The 21,497-nt window shown below is 74.0% G+C and carries 19 protein-coding genes and 1 tRNA gene; 13 read left to right on the forward strand and 7 right to left on the reverse strand.

Annotated elements, in window-relative coordinates; all coding sequences use genetic code 11:
• Window positions 1–12: 12 nt before the first annotated feature.
• The 3 genes from ABT014_RS08810 to ABT014_RS08820 form a co-directional block, all read right to left on the reverse strand.
• A complete protein-coding gene (locus ABT014_RS08810; protein WP_350637959.1) occupies window positions 13–1,167 on the reverse strand; it encodes an STM4014 family protein in 1,155 nt (384 codons plus the stop codon).
• Between the two features lie 14 nt (window positions 1,168–1,181).
• Window positions 1,182–2,117, reverse strand: a complete 936-nt coding sequence (locus ABT014_RS08815) for an STM4015 family protein (protein WP_350637960.1) — start codon at window positions 2,115–2,117, stop codon at window positions 1,182–1,184.
• A gap of 99 nt (window positions 2,118–2,216) precedes the next feature.
• Window positions 2,217–3,170, reverse strand: a complete 954-nt coding sequence (locus ABT014_RS08820; protein WP_350637961.1) for an STM4015 family protein — start codon at window positions 3,168–3,170, stop codon at window positions 2,217–2,219.
• A gap of 179 nt (window positions 3,171–3,349) precedes the next feature.
• Here ABT014_RS08820 and ABT014_RS08825 point away from each other — a divergent pair, with 179 nt between their 5' ends.
• The 3 genes from ABT014_RS08825 (at window position 3,350) to ABT014_RS08835 (ending at window position 5,915) form a co-directional block, all read left to right on the forward strand.
• Entirely contained in the window at window positions 3,350–3,676 is a 327-nt protein-coding gene (locus ABT014_RS08825) for a DUF8820 family protein (RefSeq protein ID WP_350637962.1), read from the forward strand.
• Window positions 3,677–3,728: 52 nt separating this feature from the next.
• The gene (locus ABT014_RS08830) at window positions 3,729–4,874 is read left to right on the forward strand and encodes a DUF6745 domain-containing protein (protein ID WP_350637963.1); all 1,146 of its coding nucleotides are present in this window, start codon (window positions 3,729–3,731) and stop codon (window positions 4,872–4,874) included.
• Window positions 4,875–5,063: 189 nt separating this feature from the next.
• Entirely contained in the window at window positions 5,064–5,915 is an 852-nt protein-coding gene (locus tag ABT014_RS08835) for a fumarylacetoacetate hydrolase family protein (RefSeq protein ID WP_350637964.1), read from the forward strand.
• Between the two features lie 72 nt (window positions 5,916–5,987).
• On the opposite strand, the gene ABT014_RS08840 is transcribed toward ABT014_RS08835, so the two are convergent.
• Entirely contained in the window at window positions 5,988–6,815 is an 828-nt protein-coding gene (locus ABT014_RS08840) for a TetR/AcrR family transcriptional regulator (protein ID WP_350637965.1), read from the reverse strand.
• Between the two features lie 155 nt (window positions 6,816–6,970).
• Here ABT014_RS08840 and ABT014_RS08845 point away from each other — a divergent pair, with 155 nt between their 5' ends.
• From ABT014_RS08845 to ABT014_RS08860, 4 genes are all read left to right on the forward strand, one after another.
• Window positions 6,971–7,819, forward strand: a complete 849-nt coding sequence (locus ABT014_RS08845; protein WP_350637966.1) for a rhomboid-like protein — start codon at window positions 6,971–6,973, stop codon at window positions 7,817–7,819.
• 110 nt (window positions 7,820–7,929) lie between these two features.
• On the forward strand, window positions 7,930–9,639 hold the full coding sequence (locus ABT014_RS08850; RefSeq protein WP_350637967.1) for a DUF885 domain-containing protein: 1,710 nt from the start codon (window positions 7,930–7,932) through the stop codon (window positions 9,637–9,639).
• Between the two features lie 220 nt (window positions 9,640–9,859).
• Window positions 9,860–11,356, forward strand: a complete 1,497-nt coding sequence (locus tag ABT014_RS08855) for an MFS transporter (RefSeq protein WP_350637968.1) — start codon at window positions 9,860–9,862, stop codon at window positions 11,354–11,356.
• 269 nt (window positions 11,357–11,625) lie between these two features.
• A complete protein-coding gene (locus ABT014_RS08860; RefSeq protein WP_350637969.1) occupies window positions 11,626–12,615 on the forward strand; it encodes a trypsin-like serine peptidase in 990 nt (329 codons plus the stop codon).
• A 4-nt stretch (window positions 12,616–12,619) separates the two neighbouring features.
• On the opposite strand, the gene ABT014_RS08865 is transcribed toward ABT014_RS08860, so the two are convergent.
• Both ABT014_RS08865 and ABT014_RS08870 read right to left on the reverse strand, forming a co-directional pair.
• On the reverse strand, window positions 12,620–13,378 hold the full coding sequence (locus ABT014_RS08865) for a protein phosphatase 2C domain-containing protein (protein WP_350637970.1): 759 nt from the start codon (window positions 13,376–13,378) through the stop codon (window positions 12,620–12,622).
• Between the two features lie 15 nt (window positions 13,379–13,393).
• On the reverse strand, window positions 13,394–14,008 hold the full coding sequence (locus ABT014_RS08870; protein ID WP_350637971.1) for a GntR family transcriptional regulator: 615 nt from the start codon (window positions 14,006–14,008) through the stop codon (window positions 13,394–13,396).
• A gap of 233 nt (window positions 14,009–14,241) precedes the next feature.
• Between ABT014_RS08870 and ABT014_RS08875 the strand changes: the two genes are divergently transcribed.
• Window positions 14,242–14,787 (forward strand): hypothetical protein, encoded by a 546-nt coding sequence (locus ABT014_RS08875; protein ID WP_350637972.1) that lies wholly within the window; start codon window positions 14,242–14,244, stop codon window positions 14,785–14,787.
• Between the two features lie 123 nt (window positions 14,788–14,910).
• Here the strand turns inward: ABT014_RS08875 and ABT014_RS08880 are convergent.
• Window positions 14,911–14,982, reverse strand: a tRNA-Arg gene (locus tag ABT014_RS08880).
• 147 nt (window positions 14,983–15,129) lie between these two features.
• On the opposite strand from ABT014_RS08880, the gene ABT014_RS08885 reads away from it, so the two are divergent.
• The 5 genes from ABT014_RS08885 (at window position 15,130) to thrC (ending at window position 21,400) form a co-directional block, all read left to right on the forward strand.
• Window positions 15,130–15,612, forward strand: a complete 483-nt coding sequence (locus ABT014_RS08885) for a response regulator (RefSeq protein WP_350637973.1) — start codon at window positions 15,130–15,132, stop codon at window positions 15,610–15,612.
• 66 nt (window positions 15,613–15,678) lie between these two features.
• Window positions 15,679–17,334 (forward strand): arginine--tRNA ligase, encoded by a 1,656-nt coding sequence (gene argS, locus ABT014_RS08890; RefSeq protein WP_350637974.1) that lies wholly within the window; start codon window positions 15,679–15,681, stop codon window positions 17,332–17,334.
• A 153-nt stretch (window positions 17,335–17,487) separates the two neighbouring features.
• On the forward strand, window positions 17,488–18,879 hold the full coding sequence (gene lysA / locus ABT014_RS08895) for a diaminopimelate decarboxylase (RefSeq protein ID WP_350637975.1): 1,392 nt from the start codon (window positions 17,488–17,490) through the stop codon (window positions 18,877–18,879).
• Window positions 18,880–19,008: 129 nt separating this feature from the next.
• Window positions 19,009–20,301: a homoserine dehydrogenase gene (locus tag ABT014_RS08900; protein ID WP_350637976.1), complete on the forward strand. Its 1,293-nt coding sequence runs from the start codon at window positions 19,009–19,011 to the stop codon at window positions 20,299–20,301.
• A 7-nt stretch (window positions 20,302–20,308) separates the two neighbouring features.
• Window positions 20,309–21,400, forward strand: a complete 1,092-nt coding sequence (gene thrC / locus ABT014_RS08905) for a threonine synthase (RefSeq protein ID WP_350637977.1) — start codon at window positions 20,309–20,311, stop codon at window positions 21,398–21,400.
• Window positions 21,401–21,497: the final 97 nt, after the last annotated feature.

Raw genomic sequence — 21,497 nt, forward strand, 5'->3', positions numbered from 1 at the left:
GGGTCGGGTCGGTCATCGGGCGGCTCCGGTCGGTGGTGCGGGGCGGTGCGGATGCGGTGGTGGCCCGGGGGGTGGGCCGGTCTGCAGGGCGGCGAGCTGGGCCCCGTAGGTGTCCAGGCCTTCGGCGGGGCCGCCCGCCAGCCCGGTGAGGCCCGGCAGCAGGTCGCCGAAGGCGTTCACCTCGCCGACCAGGCCGCGCCGCCAGCCGGCGGTCGGCAGCACGTCGACGCCGACCATCGGGGAGTGCGGGAAGCAGGTGGCCGCCCGCTCGGCGACGGCCGGCAGCTCCGGCCAGGCCGGGCCGGCCGCGGCGCGGGCCAGGGCCAGGTCGCCCCGGGCGCCGCCCAGGTGCAGGTTGGTCATCGGGTGGCGGCTGGTGCGCACCACCACGTGGGTGGCCCGGCCGGCGACCACCACCACCCGCAGGTCGGCGGCGTGTTCGCGCTGCGCGGACTTCGGCACCCACTGCTCGACGTGCAGCCCGTCCGGGGCGAGCAGGTCGACCACGGCCGCGGTCTCGGCCTCGGAGCGGTAGCGGCGCACCCGCAGCGAGTTGTGCAGCTGCCCGTCCGCCAGCTCCACCGAGGTGGTGGCCTGCACCTGCCCGCGCGGGCCGAACTCCAGCGCGACCACCCCGGCGGCGGAGGAGCCGTGCGCTGGCTTCAGGAACACCCGGCGCAGCCCGGCCGAGGCCAGTCGCTCCTTCAACTCCGCCCAGCCGGACGGGCTTTCGCCGCCCAGTGCGGGCGGCACCGGCACCCCGGCGGCGGCCAGCCGGCGGTGCGCCCGGCGCTTGTCGAACATCACCGCGATCTCCGCCGGGTCGGCCAGCAGCCGGGCACCGGGGGTCTGGCGGACCGCCTCGGCCAGCCCGTCCAGCGCGGCCGTCAGCCCGGCGTACCAGGCGGCGCCGCCCTCCACCCTGGTCGGCGCGTAGCCGGCGCCGAGGGCGGCGCCGCGCAGCAGCCGGTCTACCGTCCCGTCCTCGCCGGGCGACTCGACCCGCAGCAGCGCGCCCGGGGCGATGCGGTACCCGCCGCGCAGCACGTCCAGCCAGGGCAGTACGGCCGGTTCGGGCAGGCCGGCGGCCCGGGCGGCGGCGGCGAACAGGGTGACCCGGCGGTGGCCCGGGTTGCCGACCACGGTGAGCCGGGGGGCGGAGGTCATCGGGTGGCGTTCCGCTACTCGGCCACGGCCACGTAGCGGTCCTCCTCGTCCTCCTCGGTCTCGGCGTCCGAGAGGTCGACCTTCACCCCCGGCAGGGCGGTGGTGAGGCGCTGCTGCATCTCCTCGGTCAGGTAGTGGTGGTGCAGGTCGAGCGAGGTCAGGTGGGTGAGCGGCTGGCCCTCCAGCAGGGCGGCGGCGCCCTCGTCGGTGAGCACGCCCATGGCCAGGCCGAGGTGCTCCAGCCGGGCCACCACCGGCGCCTGCGCGACGGCGGCCGCGATCTCGTCCTGGTACTCGGAGTTCTCCAGGCCCAGGTGGCGCAGGGCCGGGAAGCGCACCCCGGTCAGGAACGGGTCGAGGTCCGCCACCGAGTGGTCGCCGCCGTACTCGTCGACGCCGAGCCACAGCTCCAGCCGCTCCAGCGCCGGCAGGTCGCTGGCCCCGACGGCGCGGACCACCTCGGCGGGCAGGCCGCCGGCCTCGAACCGCAGCGCCCGCAGCCGCTCGTGCCGGACGGCAGCCAGCTTCAGGCCGTTGCCGCCGCGCACCACCAGCTCCTCCAGCCCGGGGAAGGCCGTCAGCGCGGGTGTCACCTCGGACATCTCCAGCCAGGAGATCTCGCACTCCTCGTAGGTGACGTCGCCGAGGAACAGGCCGCGCAGTGCGGGCAGCTCCCCGGCCGCGTCCACCACCGCGGCCAGCGTGCGGGCGACCGGCTGGTAGTCCCGCTCCCACCAGGGGCCGATCACCACGGCCCGCACCCGGGCGGCGTCGACCCGGTCGAGGAACTCCCGCCAGACGTCCTCGAAGGTGACCCCGGAGCGGTAGCCCGTCGATATCCGCCAGGCGACGGCGTCGGCCGCCGGCTGCCGGCCCTCGGCGTCCGGGCCCGGGGCGAAGTCGTGCACCGGGAGCCCGTGGAACTGGTCGAGATGCCTGCTGACGGTCATGCGCTGCTCCTCGGTGCGGACGGGGGAGAACGGGACGGGAGGGACCTGTCTACCAGGCCCGGACGACACCCGTTCGACCAGGCGCCGGCTACCGGCCGGTCACTCGGCGACGGCCACGTAGCGCCAGCGCTCGTCCGGCTTCCCGGCCTCGGAGAGGTCCACGTCCACCCCGGCCAGGGCCGTGGTGAGGCGCTGCTGCATGCCGTCGCTCAGGTAGTGGTGGTGCAGGTCCAGCGACTTCAGGTGGGTGAGCGGCTGGCCCTCCAGCAGGGCGCCGGCCCCGGCGTCCGTCAGCAGGCCCATGGAGAGGCCGAGGTGCTCCAGCCGGGCCACCACCGGGGCCTGCGCGACGGCGGCCGCGATCTCGTCCTGCGCCAGGCTGTCGAGCAGGCCGAGCCGGCGCAGCGCGGGCAGCCGCAGGCCGGCCAGGATCGGCTCCAGGTCGGCGACGGTCGAGTCGCCGCCGTACTGGTCGACGCCGAGCCACAGCTCCAGCTGCTCCAGCGCCGGCAGGTCGCAGGCGCCGACCGCGCGCACCACCTCGGCGGGCAGGCCGCCGCTCTCCAACCGCAGGCTGCGCAGGGCCGGGTGGCGCACCGGATCGAGCCGGAGCCCGCCGTTGCCGTCCCAGTCGCCGCCGGCCCCGCGGACCACCAGCTCCTCCAGCGCCGGGAAGGCGGTCAGCAGCGGCGTCACGTCCGACTGCTGGATCCAGGAGATCTCGCACTCCTCGTAGGTGACCTCGCCGAGGAACAGCGCGCGCAGTGCGGGCAGCCGCCCGGCGTTCGCCGTGATCAGCTCGACCGTCTCCGCGGCCGGCTTCTGCTCGTCCTGCCACCAGGCGCCGATCACCAGGGCCCGTACCAGGGTGGTGTCCACCCGGTCGAGGAACTCCTCCCAGCGCTGCCGGAAGGTCTCCGCGGAGTCGTACTCCAGGCCGATCTTCCAGGCGACCGCGGCCGGCTCGGGCAGCTCGGCGCCCTCCTGCAGCGCGGGGACGAGGTCGAAGACCGGGAGGTCGTGGAAGTGCTCGGGGTGCTGGGAGATGGCCATGCGCTGCTCCTGGGAACGAGGCGGGACGGCCTGTCTATCAGGCGCCGCCGACAGGGTGGCCGACCGGGGGCGGGCCCGGGATGTCCCGTCCGGGCGCGGCTCGACGGACTGTCAGCACCCCGGTCTAGCTTTCCCGCAGTGGATCCGGCACCGGGCCGGGGCGCAGCGTTGGAGGCCGGATGTACCGCCAGGGTGACGTGTTGATCGTGCCGGTCGAGGAGGACGCCGTGCCGAGCACGGTCGCGGCCCTGCCGCAGCAGCCGCGGGACGCGCGCGGACGCCTGGTGCTGGCGCTCGGCGAGGTCACCGGCCACGCGCACGCCGTGGTCGGCCCCGGTGAACTGCGCCGGGAGGCCGGGCCGTTCGCCGCGGCCTGGCTCCGGCTGTCGGAGGGCGGCCGGGTGGTGCACGAGGAGCACGCGGTGATCCCGCTGCCCAAGGGCTGGTACCGGGTGGTGCGCCAGCGGGAGTACACGCCGGGCGCGGTCCGGGTCGTGGCGGACTGAGCGCGCGGCGGCGGGCGGTCGGCGGTTCGTGAGAGGGAACGGAGAGAGTTCGATGACCATTCAGCAGCAGCAGTCCTCGGCCCGCGAGGCGGTGGCCCGCTGGCGCACGGCCGCCGCGGCCACCGGCCCCGCCGACCGGCCCGCCGTCGAGCGGGCGGTGCGGGCGGCCTACCGGGCGGCCGGCCTGGCGGAGCCGGAGGTGGTGCTCTGGTTCGGCTCCCCGCTGGAGGCGGCCGCGGCCGCCCTGGCGGTGACCGGCGCCCGGCCGGCGAGCGAGCTGCCCGCCGAGGTGGCCGCGCGGTTGGCCGGGGCCGGGGTCCGGCCGGGCGGCGCCGTCAGCGTCCGGGAGGCGGTCCGCACCGCCCCCTGGGAGGCCGCCCGGCGCCGGGTGCACACCGAGCTGGGCGCCCCCGGCTGGGCCGAGCTGTGGGCGCTGACCGGCGCCGAACTCTGGCCGCAGACCCGGACGCTGGCCGGCCGGATCCGGGACGCGGTGCTCGACCGGCTGGCCCCGGAACCGGACCAGGACGCGCCGGGCGACGACTGGCACCGGGCCACCGCCGCCCGCACCGCCGCCCGCCTGGCCCTGCTGGACGCGGTGCTCGGCCCGCAGGACGCCCCCTGGCTGGCGGCCTTCGACGCCGCCGGCGACCTCGGCCCGCTGGCCCCGCTCGCCGAGGTCGCCGGCGGCGCCGGCTGGTGGTGGCCGTACGAGGGGGTGGTGCTGCTCAGCGAGCGCCCGCTCGCCCTGCACCGCGACGAGGCCGGCCGGCTCGACCGCGCCGACGGCCCCGCGCTGGCCTACCCGGACGGCTTCGAACTGCACGCCTGGCGCGGGATGCCGGTGCCGGCCGAGTTCCTCGGCGGCCTGTCCGCCGTCACCCCGGAGCGGATCCGCGCCGAGGAGAACGCCGAGCTGCGCCGGGTGCTGCTGGAGCACTACGGCTACGAGCGCTACCTGGCGGACTCCGGCGCCGAGCCGCTGCACCGGGACGAGACCGGGGTGCTGTGGCGGATCCAGCTGCCGGACGACGAGCCGGTGGTGATGGTGGAGGTGGTCAACTCCACCGCCGAGCCGGACGGCACCTTCCGCACCTACTGGCTGCGCGTGCCGCCCGCCACCCGGACCGCCCGGGCCGGGGTGGCCTGGACCTTCGGGGTGTCCGCGCAGGACTACCGGCCGCAGCGCGAGACCTGAGCGCGACGGCTTGTCAAGGGTGCGGCCACCTGATTCGGCACCCCGGCCGCCTGTACGGATTGATAGGAATTCGCCGACGCCCACCCACTGGTTCGCAGGTCGGGAGGGTTGATATACCTCGGACGCATAGGACGGGAGAGGTCTGCGACCTCTCCCGTCGGGATGCGACGAACCAGGTGGTGATGGTCAGTGAAGCTTCTCCGTGTGGGCCCCGTGGGCGCCGAGCGTCCGGTCGTGCTGGGCCGGGACGGCGCCGCGTACGACCTCTCCGGCCGCGCCGCGGACATCGACGGTGCCTTCCTCGCCGGCCTGGACCGGGCCGAGCTGGAGGCCGCCGTCGAGGCGGGCGAGCTGCCCCGGGTCGACCTCGCCGGCCAGCGGCTGGGCGCCCCGGTGGCCCGGCCGGGCAAGGTGGTGGGGATCGGTCTGAACTACCGCGACCACGCGGCGGAGGCGGGCGCGCAGCTGCCCGAGGAGCCGGTGGTCTTCCTCAAGCCCAGCAACACGGTGGTCGGCCCCGAGGACGAGGTGCTGGTGCCGCGCGGCAGCGAGAAGACCGACTACGAGGTCGAGCTGGCGGTGGTGATCGGCCACCCGGCCCGGTACCTGGAGAGCCACCAGGAGGCCGCCGGGGTGATCGCCGGCTACGCGGCCGTCAACGACGTGACCGAGCGGGCCTTCCAGTTCGAGCGCGGCGGGCAGTGGGACAAGGGCAAGTCGGCCGAGACCTTCACCCCGCTCGGCCCCTGGCTGGTCACCCCGGACGAGGTCGGCGACCCGCAGGCGCTCGGCCTGCGGCTCTGGGTCAACGGGCAGCTGCGGCAGGACGGCAACACCGCCGAGATGGTCTTCCCGGTGCTGGAGATCGTCCGCTACCTCAGCCACTTCATGGTGCTGGAACCGGGCGACGTGATCATCACCGGTACCCCGGCCGGGGTGACCCTGGGCCACCCGGGCACCCCGTTCCTGCGGCCGTCCGACGTGGTCGAGCTGGAGGTCGAGGGCCTCGGCCGGCAGCGGCAGGTGCTCGGCAAGGCCTGATCCGCGGGCGGCGCCGTACGGCCGCCGACCCGACCCGGGCACGGGGTCGGGTCCCCGGCAGCCGCGGCCCGCTCAGCTCTCGCGGCCCGCTCGGCTCTCGGCCGGCGGCTCCGGCGCTGCCGGTGATCCGCCCGCGGCCGGCAGCCCGCGCAGCCGGGCCAGCAGCGAGTCCGCCGGCCCGCCCGGCACCTCCAGCGCCAGCACCCCGGCCAGCATCCGGGCGGTCTGCGGATCGTGGCCCGCGGTCGCCGCGCTCATCGCCACGAACTGGTCGACCAGCCAGTCCCGCAGGGAGTCCGGCGGGATCTGCCGCCCCTCGTCCAGCCAGCTCAGCGCCGAGGCCTCCACCACCGAGATCCACGACCGCACCAGCAGGGTCAGCCGGGGCCCCGGCTCGCGCACCCCCAGGTGGCGCAGGGTGCGCCGGAGCGCCGCCCGCCGGACCTCGTCCACGATCGCGGTGGTCCGCGCCGTCTCCACCACCGAGCCGCCGCGCAGCAGCGCGCCGTACCCCGCGTCGTGCTCGGCGACGAAGTCGAAGTACCGGCCCAGCACCGCCGCCAGCTGTTCGGTCGGCGTGCCCCGGGCCGGCACCCGGAACCGGCCGGTGAGCTCCTCGGCCGCGGTCCGCAGGGCGGCCTCGTACAGCTGCTGCTTGCCGCCGGCGAAGTACCGGTAGACCAGCGGGCGGGAGGCGCCGGCGGCCTCGGCCACGTCGTCCAGGCTGACCTCCTCCGGCGGCCGGGACCCGAACAGCTCCAGCGCGACCGCGATCAGCTGCTCGCGGCGCTGCTGCACGGGCAGCCGGCGGTACCCGGCCCGGCGCGGGCGCTCGCCGGTGTCGGGACCGGGCTCGGAGGGGGCGTCCGGGGAGGCGGGGGATGCTGCGCGCGCTGCCATGCCGGCCAGCGTAATCGCCCCGGGGCCGCGGCGGAGGGGGCCGGAGCCCGCGAACCGGGGCCGGTCCGGTCCGGCGGGTCGCCGGGTGCAGGCGGGACATATCACCGCATCATGTGACAGAAAGTCAGCGCGGCGGTGCACGGAGGAGCGGCGGGATGCGGCGGACGGACGGGCGGCTGCGCGGCATCCGCCGGTCCCTCGCCGCACTGGCCTCCCGCGCCCCGGGCGCGGCGTGGCGCTGGATCCGCGCCGCCCCCGGCACCTACGTGTGGCTGCTGCTGCTCGCCGTCACCAGCCTCATCGTCACCCAGATCAAACCGGCCTCGCTGGACTGGTTCCTGGCCAAGCGCAGCACCAACCTCGAACAGCTCCGCAGCCGGCCGGTGCACGCCCTGGTGGCCAGCGCGATCTGGACCGAGCGGGCCGACTTCTTCTTCTACTTCGTGGTCTTCAACCTCTTCCACGTGCCCGCCGAACGCTGGCTGGGCACCCGGCGCTGGCTCACCGTGGCGCTCACCGCCCATGTGCTGGCCACCCTGATCAGCGAGGGAGTGGTGGCCTGGGGGGTCGAGACCGGCCGCCTGTCGCCGAGCCTGTCCGACACCGTGGACGTCGGGGTCTCCTACGCGCTGGCCGGTGTGCAGGGCGTGCTCACCTACCGCCTGGCCGGCGGCCGCTGGCGGCTGCTGTACGGCGGCGCGGTGCTCACCTTCTACCTGGTGCCGCTCGCCGTCTCGCACACCTTCACCGACCTCGGGCACTTCTGCGCCGTCCTGATCGGCCTCTCCTTCCACCGGATGACCCGCGGCCGGCCCACCTGGGACCCGGCCGAGGCCTGGCGCGGCCTGCGCCGCCGACTGCGGCCGCGTCCGCCCGCGCCGCCGCCCGCGCCGCCGCCCGCGCCGCCGCCCGCGCCGCCGTCGGGCCCGCCGTCCGCGCCGCCGTCCGGGCGGGCCGACTCCACCGGTCCGGCCGACGGCCCGGGCCCGGCCGACGCCGTCTGAGCGGCCCGGATCCGGCCGGATCACCCACCACCGGACATTCCGTCATCGGGCCCGGGGGCGAGGGCCCGAGAAGGTCTTGAAATCGCGACCGGCTGCGACAGGATGGCCGGATGGCTGATGAACTGATCACCTCGCCCGAAGACGGCCCCACCCCGCGCCGTATCGCCGATGCCTATGTGCACGCCCTCGCCGAGCTCGACCCGCTGACCGCGATCTACCTCGGACTCAACCCTCAGGACGACCGGCTGCCCGACCTCTCCCCGGCCGGCAACGAGGCCCTCGCCGACCTCGCCCGCCGCACCCTCGCCCAGCTCGACGACGTCCGGGCCGCCGGCGACCTCGACGAGGCCGAGGAACGCTGCGCCCGCCTGCTCCGCGAGCGGCTGCTCGCCGAACTCGCCGTGCACGACGCCGGCGAGCACCTGCGCTCGCTGCGCAACCTGGGCTCGCCCGTGCACAACGTGCGCGAGGCCTTCACCCTGATGCCCACCGAGACCGAGCAGGACTGGCAGCTCATCGGCCGCCGGCTGGCCAAGGTGCCGCAGGCCGTCGACCAGTACCGCGCCACCCTCGCCGAGGGCGTCGAGCGCGGCCTGCTGTCCGGCCCGCGGCAGATCACCACGGTGATCGGCCAGCTGGACGAGTGGGTGGCGGGCGACGTCCCCGGCGGCTGGTTCGGCACCTTCGTGCAGGACGCGCCCGCGCCGGTCGCCGCCGAGCTGTCGGCCGCCGCCGTCGAGGCCACCGCCGCGCTGGCGGACTTCCGCGACTGGCTGAGCGAGGTGTACGCCCCGGCTGCCGCCGGCACCGCCGACCCGGTCGGCCGCGAGCGCTACGCCCGCTGGGTCCGCTACTGGACCGGCGCCGACCTGGACCTGGACGAGGCCTACCGCTGGGCCTGGGGCCAGTTCCACGACCTCGACGCGCAGATGCGGGTGGAGGCGGACAAGGTCCGCCCCGGCGCCACCCCGATGGAAGCCATGAAGTGGCTGGAGTCCGACGGCCCGGCGATCAAGGGCCCCGAGGCCGCCCGCGAGTACCTCCAGGGCCTGATGGACCAGGCGATCAACGACCTCCAGGGCACCCACTTCGACCTCGCCGAGCCGCTGCTCAAGGTCGAGTCCCGGCTCGCCCCGGCCGGCAGCGCCGCCGCGCCGTACTACACCGGCCCCTCGCTGGACTTCTCCCGCCCCGGCCGGACCTGGCTGCCGACCCTGGGCCGCGAGTCGTTCCCGGTCTGGGACCTGGTCTCCACCTGGTACCACGAGGGCGTCCCCGGCCACCACCTCCAGCTCGCGCAGTGGACGTACGTCGCCGACCGGCTCTCCACCTACCAGGTCACCCTGGGCGGCGTCAGCGCCAACCTGGAGGGCTGGGCGCTGTACGCGGAGCGCCTGATGGACGAGCTCGGCTACCTGACCGACCCCGGCCACCGGCTCGGCTACCTGAACGCCCAGATGATGCGGGCGCTGCGGGTGATCGTCGACATCGGCATGCACGTCGGCCTGGACTTCCCGGCCGACTCGCCGTTCAAGCCCGGCGAGCCGGTCCTGCCGGACGACGCCCGTGAGTTCTTCGGCCGCTACTGCGGCCTGTCCACCGACTTCCTGGACAGCGAGCTGATCCGCTACCTGGGCCTGCCCGGCCAGGCGATCGGCTACAAGCTCGGCGAGCGGGCCTGGCTGCAGGGCCGCGCCGCCGCCCGGGCCGCCGCCGAGGCCCGCGGCGAGGAGTTCGACCTCAAGGCCTGGCACATGGCCGCGCTCTCCCAGGGCTCGCTCGGCCTGGACGACCTGGTGGCCGAGCTCGGCGCGCTCTGAGCCGGCCCGTTCAGCCGGTACTCCGGCGGGTCGGCCGGGCGGGGGAACGCCCCCGTCCGACCGGCCCGCCGGGTGCCATGGGGCTGCCTCCAGGTCTCAAAATGCGACATTCTCTGACATAAACGCGAATATCGCCTTGCCCATCGTCCGTCCGAGAGCTTCTCTGGAAAGGAGCGCTGCGCGCGCCCGAGCCCAGTTCCCTCCCGGAAGGCGGCCTACGGTGTCCTCTCAGCCCACCCCAGACGTCCAAGCGGCGGATCCGCGCCGCTGGTGGGCGCTGGCAGTGATCGCGATCGCCCAGCTGATGATCGTGCTCGACGCGACCATCGTGAACATCGCGCTGCCGTCGGCGCAGAAGGACCTGGGCATATCCGACGGCAACCGGCAATGGGTGATCACGGCGTACACCCTCGCGTTCGGCGGCCTGCTGTTGCTCGGCGGCCGGATCGGCGACCTCTTCGGCCGCAAACGCACCTTCACCATCGGTCTGCTCGGCTTCGCGCTGGCCTCCGCGCTGGGCGGCTTCGCGGTCGACTCGGTCATGCTGTTCGCGGCCCGCGCCCTGCAAGGCGCCTTCGGCGCGCTGCTCGCGCCCTCCGCCCTGGGCCTGCTGTCCACCACCTTCACCAACCCGCGCGAGCGGGCCACCGCCTTCGGCATCTTCGGCGCGATCGCCGGCGCCGGAGCCGGCATCGGCCTGATCGCGGGCGGTCTGCTCACCGAGTACCTGGACTGGCGCTGGTGCCTGTTCGTGAACGTCCCGGTCTCGATCGCCGCGGCGCTCGGTGCGTACTCCCTGCTCAAGCGCGACCACATCGACAAGAGCCACCGGGTCCGGCTCGACCTGCCCGGCGCGTTCCTCGGCTGCGGCGGTCTGCTGGCGATCGTCTTCGGCACCTCGGAGGCGGAGTCCCGCGGCTGGGGCGACTGGCTGGTGCTGACCTGCCTGCTCGGCGGCGTCGCCCTGCTGGCGATCTTCGTCCTGGTCGAGCGGCGGACCCCGCACGCCCTGCTGCCGACGCACATCGTCGGCGACCGCAACCGCGGCGGCGCCGCGCTGTCGGTGGGCCTCGCGGTGGTCGGGATGTTCGGCCTGTTCCTGTTCCTGACCTACTACCTCCAGGTGGTGAAGGGATACTCGCCGGTGATGGCGGGCGTCGCCTTCCTGCCCATGGTCGGCGCGATCATCCTCAGCTCGACCGGCATCGCCGCGCGGCTGATGACCAGGATCCCCTCCCGCGCCCTGATCGTGCCGGGCCTGCTGCTCGCCGCCGCGGGCATGGCGCTGCTGACCCAGATGAAGGTCGACAGCTCGTACGCCGCGCTGGTGCTGCCGGCCGAGATCCTGCTCGGCCTCGGCATGGGCCTGGTCTTCATGCCGTCGATGAGCCTGGCGACGCTCGGCGTCGCCCCCGACGAGGTCGGCGCGGCCTCGGCCACCATCAACTCCTCGCAGCAGGTGGGCGGATCGATCGGCATCGCCCTGCTGAACACCATCGCGGCCAGCGTCACCACCACCTATCTGGTCTCCCGCAACGCCGCCGACCCCTTGGTGCAGGCCCAAGGCGCCGTGCACGGCTACGCGGTGGCCACCGGCGTCGCGATGGGCATCCTGCTCGGCGCGGCCGTGATCGCCTTCCTGCTGATCAACCACCGCCCGGCGCCCGGCGAGGCCGACCGCAAGGACGCCGCCTCCGAGGCGCAGGTCCTGGCCTGACCCGGCCCCCACCTGCCCACCACCTGTCCACCTACCGTCCCCGGCCGACCCGTTGGCCGGGGACGTCACCCACCGTCCCCGCCCGGCCCGCCGGCCGGGGCACTACGCTGGCGCCGGGCCAGGGGTGGACGAACGATCGGGGCCGCCGATTCTCACGAGTCTCCCAGGGGCGGATCATCCCCTTCCCACCTCCGCAGCCCATAACTTGAATGTACGCGCCGACCCGGCGCGGCAGCGTCCCTGATCCCGGGCAGGAAGTGGAGCAGCTGATGGACCGTCGAGGCGGGAAGCGGCGCCGGGTGCGCCGTCCGGTGGCCATGACCTCCCTGCTGGTGCTGGGCCTGGCGGGTGCGGTCGCCGGAGTCGGCACGCTCGCCCCGCAGATCGCCGCGGCCCGCCGCCCGGCGGACCCGGCGGCCGTCGCCGGACCGGCCGCGCCGTCCGGCTCCCCGCAGGCCACCGCGGACCCGTCCGCGGAAGCCTCCGCCGCGCCTTCCGCCACGACTTCGGCCGATGCCTCGGACGGTGCCGACGCGCAGTCCGCCCGCTCGGTGACCGTCCCCACGGTCGGCTCCGGGCACCAGGGCGAGAAGGCCACCATGTACCACGGCGACGGGACCACCGACACGGCCGTCGCCGGGGCCGAACCCGACCGGGTCGGCGCCCTGTTCAGCGGAGCGGTGACGGCGGGCAACCACGACTGCACGGCCAGTGTCATCCACAGCGACACCAAGGACCTGGTGCTCACCGCCGCGCACTGCGTCTCCGGCGCCGCCGGCCTGCGGTTCGCCCCCGGCTACCGCGACGGCAAGGCGCCGTACGGCAGTTGGCAGGTCACCGCGGTCTTCACCACGGACGGCTGGCGCCAGGACGGCGACCAGGACGAGGACTTCGCCATCCTGCGGGTCGCCCCGCTCGGCGGCCGCAGCATCGAGGACGTGGTCGGCGGCAACCCGCTCGGCCTGGACGCCTCCGGCACCGCCAAGGTCCGGCTGTACGGGTACCCGGACGGCTCCGAGGAGCCGATCCTGTGCATCAACGACACCACCCGCAGGAGCAGCACCCAGCGCCGGATCGACTGCCCGTCCTTCCCCGGCGGCACCAGCGGCGGGCCGTGGATCGACACCACCGACGGCGAGGTGATCGGCGTCATCGGCGGCTACCAGCAGGGCGGCGACACCGACGACACCTCCTACAGCGCGACCTTCGGCAAGACCGTCGCCGACCTGTACCAGCAGGCCCTGAAGGCCGCCGGCTGACCGCTCACCGCACCGCCGGACCGGCCAGCGCGAACACCGCCGTCGCGTCGTCGTGCCGCTTGCCCCGGAAGCTGCCGTCCGGCATGGCCAGTTCGGCCTCCCGCACGGCCCGCACCGCCTCCGCCGGGCCCTGCTTCTCCAGGGTCTCCATCAGCTGCTCCCAGGTCCATCCGAAGCGTTCCACCAGGCGGGTCACGCCGTCGCTGATCACCGCGAAGCTGCGTACCTCGGCGGTCCGCAGGCGCCTGGTCACCGCCCGGTCGGCGGCCTCGGGGCGGGTGCTCGCCACCCAGAACCCGGCGTCGGTGTTCCGCAGCCGGCTCACCGCCTCCCGGCCGAGCGGCGGCAACCGGTCCAGCCGGTCGTCCACGATCGCGGTCACCGCGCCGTCCACCGTCTCCACCACCACGGGCGAATCGGCCAGCGTCAGGCAGTCCAGCCACCCGGCGTGCTCCCGCACCAGGGCCACCGTGCTCGACGGGCTGTCCGGATTCTCCAGGTCGCACCCGGGGTGCAGCGCGCGTACCCGGACGATCCCCTCCCGCAGCACCTCCCGCAGGGGCAGCCCCGGCTCCTCCACCAGCACCCCGCCGAGAGCGGCACCGAGCCGCGACGCCAGCCAGCTCACCCCGTGCGCGCACCCGCTCGGCAGGCCGCTCGCCGTCGCCCCGTCCAGCACCACCACGAACCGCCCGCCGGTCAGCACGAAGTCCTCGTTCTCCGCACCGCCCGGCCCCGACACGCACACCGAACTGATCTGCACGGCACCCTCTCGCGCTCAGGCGTCGAACTCGTACTCCAGCACGTAGCAGGCGGAGTCCAACACCATCTCGTTGACCTCCACACCCTGCCCACCCGAGGTGAACGCCGTACGACGCACGAGCACCACGGGCGTGCCCGCGGCCGGCGCCAGCCGGGAGACCTCCTCCTCGGTGGGCATCCGCGAGCGGACCTCCTCGCGGAACCGGACCGGGGCCGCACCGATCTCGGCGAGCCGCGCGTAGGTGCCGCCCGGGCCGGAATCCTCCTCGGTGATCCGGGTGCCCGCGACCAGCGCCGCCGGCAGGTAGGAGGTGGAGAGCATCACCGGGGTGCCGTCCAGGACGAACCGCCGGCTGCGGACGCACACCGGCTCGCCCGGTTCGAGGCCGAACACCTCCGCGACCCGCAGCGGAGCACCGGCCTCGGTGACCCGGACCTGGTCCACCGTCAGGGCCCGGTCGTCGACGTCCGCCGACCAGATCGACCGCCCCGCGCCCCACTGCTCCCGGGCCAACCGCTGGACACCACGCCGCCGCAACGGCCGGAACTCCCGGACCTCGACCGCGTTCCCGCCCGGCAGCCGGTCACCCGCCCGGTCCGCGGGCTCCTTGCCGCCATCTCCACCGGGCATGACCTGCCTCCTCCGTCCTCGGCATCCTAGGGGCGCACCACCGACACGGCCTGACGTTTCCGCACCGACCGGCCGAATCGGCGAATCGGTGGTCCGCGTCCGGGCCGCCACCGTCCCCTCGCCCGCCGCGCAGGGGGGACGCTCCTAGTACAGTCCGCCCAAACGATCATCCGGGGGGACAGATGGCGGCGAGACGGCGCAGGCAGATCGCGTGGGGGCTCAGGGGCCTGGCGGTGGTGGCGCTCCTGGCGTACCTGCTGGGTGTTCAGGCCGCCCGCTCGGGTGGACTGGTGGTGGTCGAGCGGTGGTTCGACCGCCCGGTGCTGCTGATCGGGGCCGGCGTGGTGCTGATCGTGGTCTCGGTGGTGGTCGAGTTCAGGTTCCGTACGAGGTGGTCGCAGATCGGCTGTGCCGTCGCCTTGGTGGCACTCGTGGCCGTCGGGGTGCCGACCGCGCTCCTGGCGATCGCGTTCAGCGAAGGCGGGCGGGCGGTCGACCGGAAGGCCGACCCGAGCCACCCGGACCACGTGCTGACCGTGACCGACGTGGCCTTCTCGATCGACCCGGTCTACCGCGTGGAGGTACTGACCGGCAGCGGTTGGTCCGTGCGCCACTGGGAGCTGGGCGTCTGGGCGGAGCGCGACGGGCGCGGCTCCTTCAAGAGCGCCGACTGGACCGGGCCGAACCAGATCACCGTGACCGCGGGGGAGAGGACCACGGTCTTCACCGTGGACCCGCTCAGCGGCCGGCCGAGCGACCCGACGGCGGTGCCGCGATAGGACTGCGCCCCGGCGCGGGCCGGATCCGTCCGCCACGGCCCGGGCCCGGCCCCGGACATGACGAAGGCCCAGCTTGGCGGAAGTACTCCGCTGAGCTGGGCCTTTGTTGCACTTCTTGCGAAGTGCCCCCGGCAGGATTCGAACCTGCGCACCCGCCTCCGGAGGGCGGTGCTCTATCCCCTGAGCTACGGGGGCCTGCTGTGTGTCGCGGTGTTCTTGCGACGTGGAGAACATTACCAGGCTCGCGGCGTGCTCCGTGCACGGGTTTCCGCGGAGGGTCGCGGACGGCGGCTCTGGCCAAAGCCCGGACGGCGTGACAGGTGCGCGGCTACCCTCGGTGATGTGCCGGGAGCGTCGGGGCGGGTCCTCGTGGTGGACGACAGCGAGGTGATCCGCCAGCTGATCAGAGTCAACCTGGAGCTCGAGGGCTTCGAGGTGGTGACTGCCGCCGACGGTGCCGAGTGCCTGGAAGTGGTCCACCGGGTCGCGCCGGACGTGGTGACCCTCGATGTGGTGATGCCCCGGCTGGACGGCCTGCGGACGGCGGCCCGGCTGCGGGCCGCCCCCGAGACCCGGCGGCTGCCGATCGCGATCATCAGCGCCTGCACCCCGTCGGACCTGCGCCGCGGCGAGGCGGTCGGGGTGGACGGCTACCTGGCCAAGCCCTTCGACCCGGCCGATCTGCTGGCCCTGGTGGCCCGGCTCCAGGGCCTCGGTGCGGCCGGCCGGGCGGGCGGTTTCGCGTACGGCTTCGGGGTCGGCGCGCCCGCCCGGAGGGATTCCGCTCTGGGCGAACAGAGCGCTCCGGGGGACAGTTACCCCTGATCGCCGGCGTCTCAGCCGGCAAACCGGGTGGCGGCCCCCTCCCCTCTCTCGCCTACCCTTGGGCTCGTGACACCCGCAGAGCTTTCCCAGGCAGTCCTGGCCGCAGTGAGCGCCGCCGTCGAGGCAGGCGACCTGGCCGTCGCCGTGCCCGAGCACGTGACGGTCGAGCGGCCCAAGAACAGGGACCACGGCGATTACGCGACGAACGTGGCCCTCCAGCTCGCGAAGCCGGCCGGTCAGCCGCCGCGAGCCGTGGCCGAGTTGGTCGCCGCCCGCCTGCGAGAGCTGCCCGGGGTCGCCAAGGTCGACATCGCCGGGCCGGGCTTCATGAACATCACCCTGGACGCCGCGACCCAGGGCGGGCTGGCCCGGACCATCGTCGAGGCCGGTGAGGCCTACGGCCGCAACGAGGCGCTCAAGGGTCTGAAGATCAACCTGGAGTTCGTCTCGGCCAACCCGACCGGCCCGATCCACATCGGCGGCGTCCGCTGGGCGGCCGTCGGCGACTCGCTCGCCCGGGTGCTCAAGGCCACCGGCGCCGAGGTCACCACCGAGTACTACCTCAACGACGCCGGCGTGCAGATCACCAAGTTCGCCGCCTCGCTGCAGGCCGTCGCCAACGGTCGGCCGGCCCCCGAGGGCGGCTACGTCGGCGAGTACATCGTCGACATCGCCAAGGCGATCACCGACGGCGTCCCCGGCATCCTCGACCTCCCCGAGGACGAGCAGCTGCAGGTCTTCCGCACCAAGGGCCTGGAGCTCATGGTCGGCGAGATCCAGCGCTCGATGGAGGAGTTCGGCACCCACTTCGACGTCTGGTTCTCGGAGAAGACCCTGCACGAGTCCGGCGCCGTCGAGAAGGCCATCGACCGGCTGCGCGAGCAGGGCCACGTCTTCGACCAGGACGGCGCGATCTGGCTGCGCACCACCGACTTCGGCGACGACAAGGACCGCGTCCTGATCAAGGCCGACGGCGAGACCACCTACTTCGCCGCCGACGCCGCCTACTACCTGAGCAAGCGGGACCGGGGCAGCGAGGTCTCGGTCTACATGCTCGGCGCCGACCACCACGGCTACGTCAACCGCCTCAAGGCCATCGCCGCCTGCGCGGGCGACGACATGGACCGCAACATCGAGGTGAAGATCGGCCAGTTCGTGAAGATGGTCCGGGACGGCGAAGAGGTCCGGATGTCCAAGCGCGCGGGCAACATCATCACCATCGACGACGTGGTCGACTGGATCGGCGTCGACGCGGCCCGGTACACCCTGGTCCGGTCGCCCACCGACTCCACGATCACGCTCGACATCAACGTGCTGACCAGCCAGACCAACGAGAACCCGGTCTACTACGTCCAGTACGCGCACACCCGGATGTGCGGCGTCCAGCGCAAGGCGAACGAGCTCGGCATCACCAAGGCCGCGGACTTCAAGCCGGAGCTGCTCGCCACCGAGTGGGAGTCGACGCTGCTCGGCCAGCTCGGCGAGTTCCCCCGGGTGCTGGCCTCCGCCGGCGAGCTGCGCGAGCCGCACCGGGTCGCCCGCTACCTGGAGGACGTGGCCCGGGACTACCACCGGTTCTACGACCACTGCCAGATCCTGCCCAAGGGCGACGAGGAGGTCACCGACCTCACGCACGCCCGGCTCTGGCTGGCCGACGCGACGCGTACGGTGATCGCCAACGGCCTCACGCTGCTCGGCGTATCCGCCCCCGAGCGGATGTAGCGGGCAGCAACTCCCGGCGACAGCGGGGGCGGTGACGGTCCGTCAGGACGGTCACCGCCCCTTCGCGCAACAGCCCCCGACCACCGAACCCAGCCCGAGCACCGAAACCCCACCCCGACCCCGGCACAGCGCAGGAACAGGAAGAGGCCCCAGATGAGCCGCTCCGCCCACCCCGCAGGCCCCCGCCACGGCGATGTGCTGACCGAGGGCCACTACCAGGCCCCACCGAGCGACCTCAACGCGCTGGACCCCAAGGTCTGGTCGGCCACCGTCGCCCGCGACGCGCACGGCGTGGTCACCGTCGGCGGCCTGGACGTGCGCGCGCTCGCCGCCGAGTTCGGCACGCCGGCGTACGTGCTGGACGAGGCGGACTTCCGGGCCCGCGCCCGCGCCTGGCGGGACGCCTTCGGCCCGGGCGCCGACGTGTACTACGCGGGCAAGGCCTTCCTCTCCAAGGCCGTGGTCCGCTGGCTGCACGAGGAGGGCCTCAACCTCGACGTGTGCAGCCCCGGCGAGCTGGCGGTCGCGCTGGCGGCGGGGATGCCGGCCGAGCGGATCGCGCTGCACGGCAACAACAAGTCGGCGGCCGAGCTGGAGCAGGCGGTCAAGGCCGGGGTCGGCCACGTGGTCCTCGACTCGTACCAGGAGATCGAGCGGCTGGCCGCGATCGCCGCCGGGCAGGGCGTGCGCCAGCCGGTGCTGATCCGGGTGACCGTCGGTGTCGAGGCGCACACCCACGAGTTCATCGCCACCGCCCACGAGGACCAGAAGTTCGGCCTGTCGCTGACCGGCGGCGCCGCGCTGGAGGCGGTCCGCCGGGTGCTGGCGCACGACAGCCTGGAGCTGCGCGGCATCCACTCGCACATCGGCTCGCAGATCTTCGACACGGCCGGCTTCGAGGTGGCCGCCCGCCGGGTGGTCGGCCTGCTGGCCGGGATCCGCGACGAGTACGGCATCGAGCTGCCGGAGATCGACCTCGGCGGCGGCCTCGGCATCGCGTACACCAGCGAGGACGACCCGCGCGAGCCGGCCGAGATCGCCGCCGCGCTGGACGGGATCGTCCGCCGCGAGTGCGCGGCCGCCCGGCTCGCCGCCCCCCGGCTGTCGGTCGAACCCGGCCGGGCGATCGTCGGCCCGACCGCCTTCACGCTCTACGAGGTGGGCACCGTCAAGCACCTGGACGGCCTGCGCACCTACGTCAGCGTGGACGGCGGGATGTCCGACAACATCCGCACCGCGCTGTACGACGCCGAGTACTCGGTCGCCCTGGTCTCGCGGACCAGCACGGCCGCCCCGATGCTGTCCCGCGTGGTGGGCAAGCACTGCGAGTCGGGCGACATCCTGGTGCGGGACGCCTTCCTGCCCGAGGACCTCGCCCCCGGCGACCTGCTCGCCGTCCCGGCCACCGGCGCCTACTGCCGGTCGATGGCGAGCAACTACAACCACGCCCTCAAGCCGCCCGTGCTGGCCGTCCTGGACGGCCGGGCCCGGGTGATCGTCCGGCGCGAGACGGAAGAGGATCTGCTGCGCCTGGATATCGGATGACGAAATCCTCGTCTCAGATCATGGAACGACCGTAGATCTGTGCGGAAAGTCCCCGAGACTGGTAGAGACCGAATACCGATGGCTGCCGACCGAGCGCCGTCGGAGACCGAGAATGCAGAGCGGAGTCGGATGATGCGTACGCGCCCGCTGAAGGTGGCGTTGCTGGGCTGTGGTGTGGTGGGCTCCGAGGTGGCGCGCATCATGACGACGACGGCCGACGACCTCGCCGCGCGGATCGGCGCGCCCGTGGAGCTCGTGGGCATCGCCGTCCGACGGACCGGCCGGGCCCGCCCGGGCGTGCCCGAGCACCTGCTGACCACCGACGCCGAAGCCCTGGTCACCCGGGGCGACCTCGACGTGGTGATCGAGGTGGTGGGCGGCATCGAGCCGTCCAAGCACCTCATCCTCTCGGCCATCGGCAAGGGCGCCTCCGTGGTGTCCGCCAACAAGGCGCTGCTCGCCCAGGACGGCGCCGAGCTCCACGAGGCGGCCGCCAAGGCCGGCGTGGACCTGTACTACGAGGCCGCCGTGGCCGGTGCCATCCCGCTGATCCGCCCGCTGCGCGAGTCGCTGGCCGGCGACAAGGTCAACCGGGTGCTGGGCATCGTCAACGGCACCACCAACTTCATCCTCGACAAGATGGACACCACCGGCGCCGGGTACTCCGAGGCGCTGGAGGAGGCCACCGCGCTGGGGTACGCCGAGGCCGACCCGACCGCCGACGTGGAGGGCTTCGACGCCGCCGCCAAGGCCGCGATCCTGGCCGGCATCGCGTTCCACACCAAGGTCACCGCCGCGGACGTCTACCGCGAGGGCCTGACCGAGGTCACCGCCGCGGACATCGCCTCCGCCAAGCAGATGGGCTGCGTGGTCAAGCTGCTCGCGATCTGCGAGCGGGCCGGCGACGGCGGCTCGGTGACCGCCCGGGTGCACCCCGCGATGATCCCGCTCAGCCACCCGCTGGCCTCCGTCCGCGAGGCCTACAACGCGGTGTTCGTGGAGGCCGAGGCGGCCGGCCGGCTGATGTTCTACGGCCCGGGCGCGGGCGGCGCGCCGACCGCCTCCGCGGTGCTCGGCGACCTGGTCGCGGTCTGCCGCAACCGGCTGAGCGGCACCACCGGTCCGGGCGACTCGGTCTACACGCGGCTGCCGGCCAAGCCGATGGACGAGGTCGTCACCCGCTACCACGTCAGCCTGGACGTGGACGACCGCGCGGGCGTGCTCGCCCAGGTCGCCTCGGTCTTCGCCGAGCACGGGGTGTCCATCGACACCGTCCGCCAGCAGGGTCGCGACGGCGACGCCTCGCTCGTGGTGGTCACCCACCGCGCCACCGACGCCGCGCTGTCGGCGACGGTCGACAAGCTGCGCGCGCTGGACAGCGTGCGCGACGTGGCCAGCATCATGCGGGTCGAAGGGGAGTAGGAAAGCCATGAACGCCGTCATCGACAGAGTCAGCGGTCACACCCACCAGTGGCGCGGTCTCATCGAGGAGTACCGCGACCGCCTCCCGGTGAGCGCCGCCACCCCCGTGGTCACCCTGCTGGAGGGCGGCACGCCGCTCGTCCCCGCGCAGGTGCTGTCCGAGCGCACCGGCTGCGAGGTCTACCTCAAGGTCGAGGGTGCCAACCCGACCGGGTCCTTCAAGGACCGCGGCATGACGATGGCGATCTCCAAGGCCAAGGAGGACGGCGCCCAGGCCGTCATCTGCGCGTCCACCGGCAACACCTCGGCCTCGGCCGCGGCGTACGCGGTGCGGGCCGGCATGGTCTCGGCCGTGCTGGTGCCGCAGGGCAAGATCGCGCTCGGCAAGATGGGCCAGGCGCTGGTGCACGGCGCGAAGATCCTCCAGGTGGACGGGAACTTCGACGACTGCCTCACCCTCGCGCGTGAACTGTCCGAGAAGTACCCGGTCGCGCTGGTCAACTCGGTGAACCCGGTCCGGATCGAGGGCCAGAAGACCGCGGCCTTCGAGATCGTCGACATGCTCGGCGACGCCCCCGACATCCACGTCCTGCCGGTCGGGAACGCGGGCAACATCACCGCCTACTGGAAGGGCTACCGCGAGTACGCCGCGGACGGCCTGGCCGCCCGCACGCCGCGGATGTGGGGCTTCCAGGCCGCCGGTTCGGCCCCGATCGTGGACGGTGCCCCGGTGCTCGCGCCGCAGACCATCGCCACCGCGATCCGGATCGGCAACCCGGCCTCCTGGGACTTCGCGCTGGCCGCGCGGGACGAGTCGGGCGGCCTCATCGACAAGGTGACGGATCGTCAGATCCTGTCCGCCTACCGGCTGTTGGCCTCCCAGGAGGGCGTCTTCGTGGAGCCCGCCTCGGCCGCCTCGGTGGCCGGCCTGCTGGCCAAGGCGGAGGCCGGTCTGGTCGACCCGGGCCAGCGGATCGTCTGCACCGTCACCGGCAACGGCCTCAAGGACCCGGACTGGGCGGTGGCCGGCGCGCCGCAGCCGCAGATCGTCCCGATCGACGCCGAGGCGGCCGCGGTCCGGCTCGGACTGCTCGACTGACCCTCGCCTGACGGTACGTCAACGGTGGGCCGCCCCGCTCGGGGGTCGGCCCACCCTTGGTGTCCGAATGACGCGTTCGGTGTCGGTTCGCTGCTGT

The organism is Kitasatospora sp. NPDC094015 (assembly GCF_040304075.1).
In the GTDB taxonomy this organism is placed as follows: domain Bacteria; phylum Actinomycetota; class Actinomycetes; order Streptomycetales; family Streptomycetaceae; genus Kitasatospora.

Excerpts from the sequence above, each read along its gene's own strand:
- ABT014_RS08810 (WP_350637959.1), bottom strand. The coding sequence starts at position 1,167 with ATGACCTCCGCCCCCCGGCTCACCGTGGTCGGCAACCCGGGCCACCGC.
- ABT014_RS08815 (WP_350637960.1), bottom strand. The coding sequence starts at position 2,117 with ATGACCGTCAGCAGGCATCTCGACCAGTTCCACGGGCTCCCGGTGCAC.
- ABT014_RS08820 (WP_350637961.1), bottom strand. The coding sequence starts at position 3,170 with ATGGCCATCTCCCAGCACCCCGAGCACTTCCACGACCTCCCGGTCTTC.
- ABT014_RS08825 (WP_350637962.1), top strand. The coding sequence starts at position 3,350 with ATGTACCGCCAGGGTGACGTGTTGATCGTGCCGGTCGAGGAGGACGCC.
- ABT014_RS08830 (WP_350637963.1), top strand. The coding sequence starts at position 3,729 with ATGACCATTCAGCAGCAGCAGTCCTCGGCCCGCGAGGCGGTGGCCCGC.
- ABT014_RS08840 (WP_350637965.1), bottom strand. The coding sequence starts at position 6,815 with ATGGCAGCGCGCGCAGCATCCCCCGCCTCCCCGGACGCCCCCTCCGAG.
- ABT014_RS08845 (WP_350637966.1), top strand. The coding sequence starts at position 6,971 with ATGCGGCGGACGGACGGGCGGCTGCGCGGCATCCGCCGGTCCCTCGCC.
- ABT014_RS08850 (WP_350637967.1), top strand. The coding sequence starts at position 7,930 with ATGGCTGATGAACTGATCACCTCGCCCGAAGACGGCCCCACCCCGCGC.
- ABT014_RS08860 (WP_350637969.1), top strand. The coding sequence starts at position 11,626 with ATGGACCGTCGAGGCGGGAAGCGGCGCCGGGTGCGCCGTCCGGTGGCC.
- ABT014_RS08870 (WP_350637971.1), bottom strand. The coding sequence starts at position 14,008 with ATGCCCGGTGGAGATGGCGGCAAGGAGCCCGCGGACCGGGCGGGTGAC.
- lysA (WP_350637975.1), top strand. The coding sequence starts at position 17,488 with ATGAGCCGCTCCGCCCACCCCGCAGGCCCCCGCCACGGCGATGTGCTG.
- ABT014_RS08900 (WP_350637976.1), top strand. The coding sequence starts at position 19,009 with ATGATGCGTACGCGCCCGCTGAAGGTGGCGTTGCTGGGCTGTGGTGTG.
- thrC (WP_350637977.1), top strand. The coding sequence starts at position 20,309 with ATGAACGCCGTCATCGACAGAGTCAGCGGTCACACCCACCAGTGGCGC.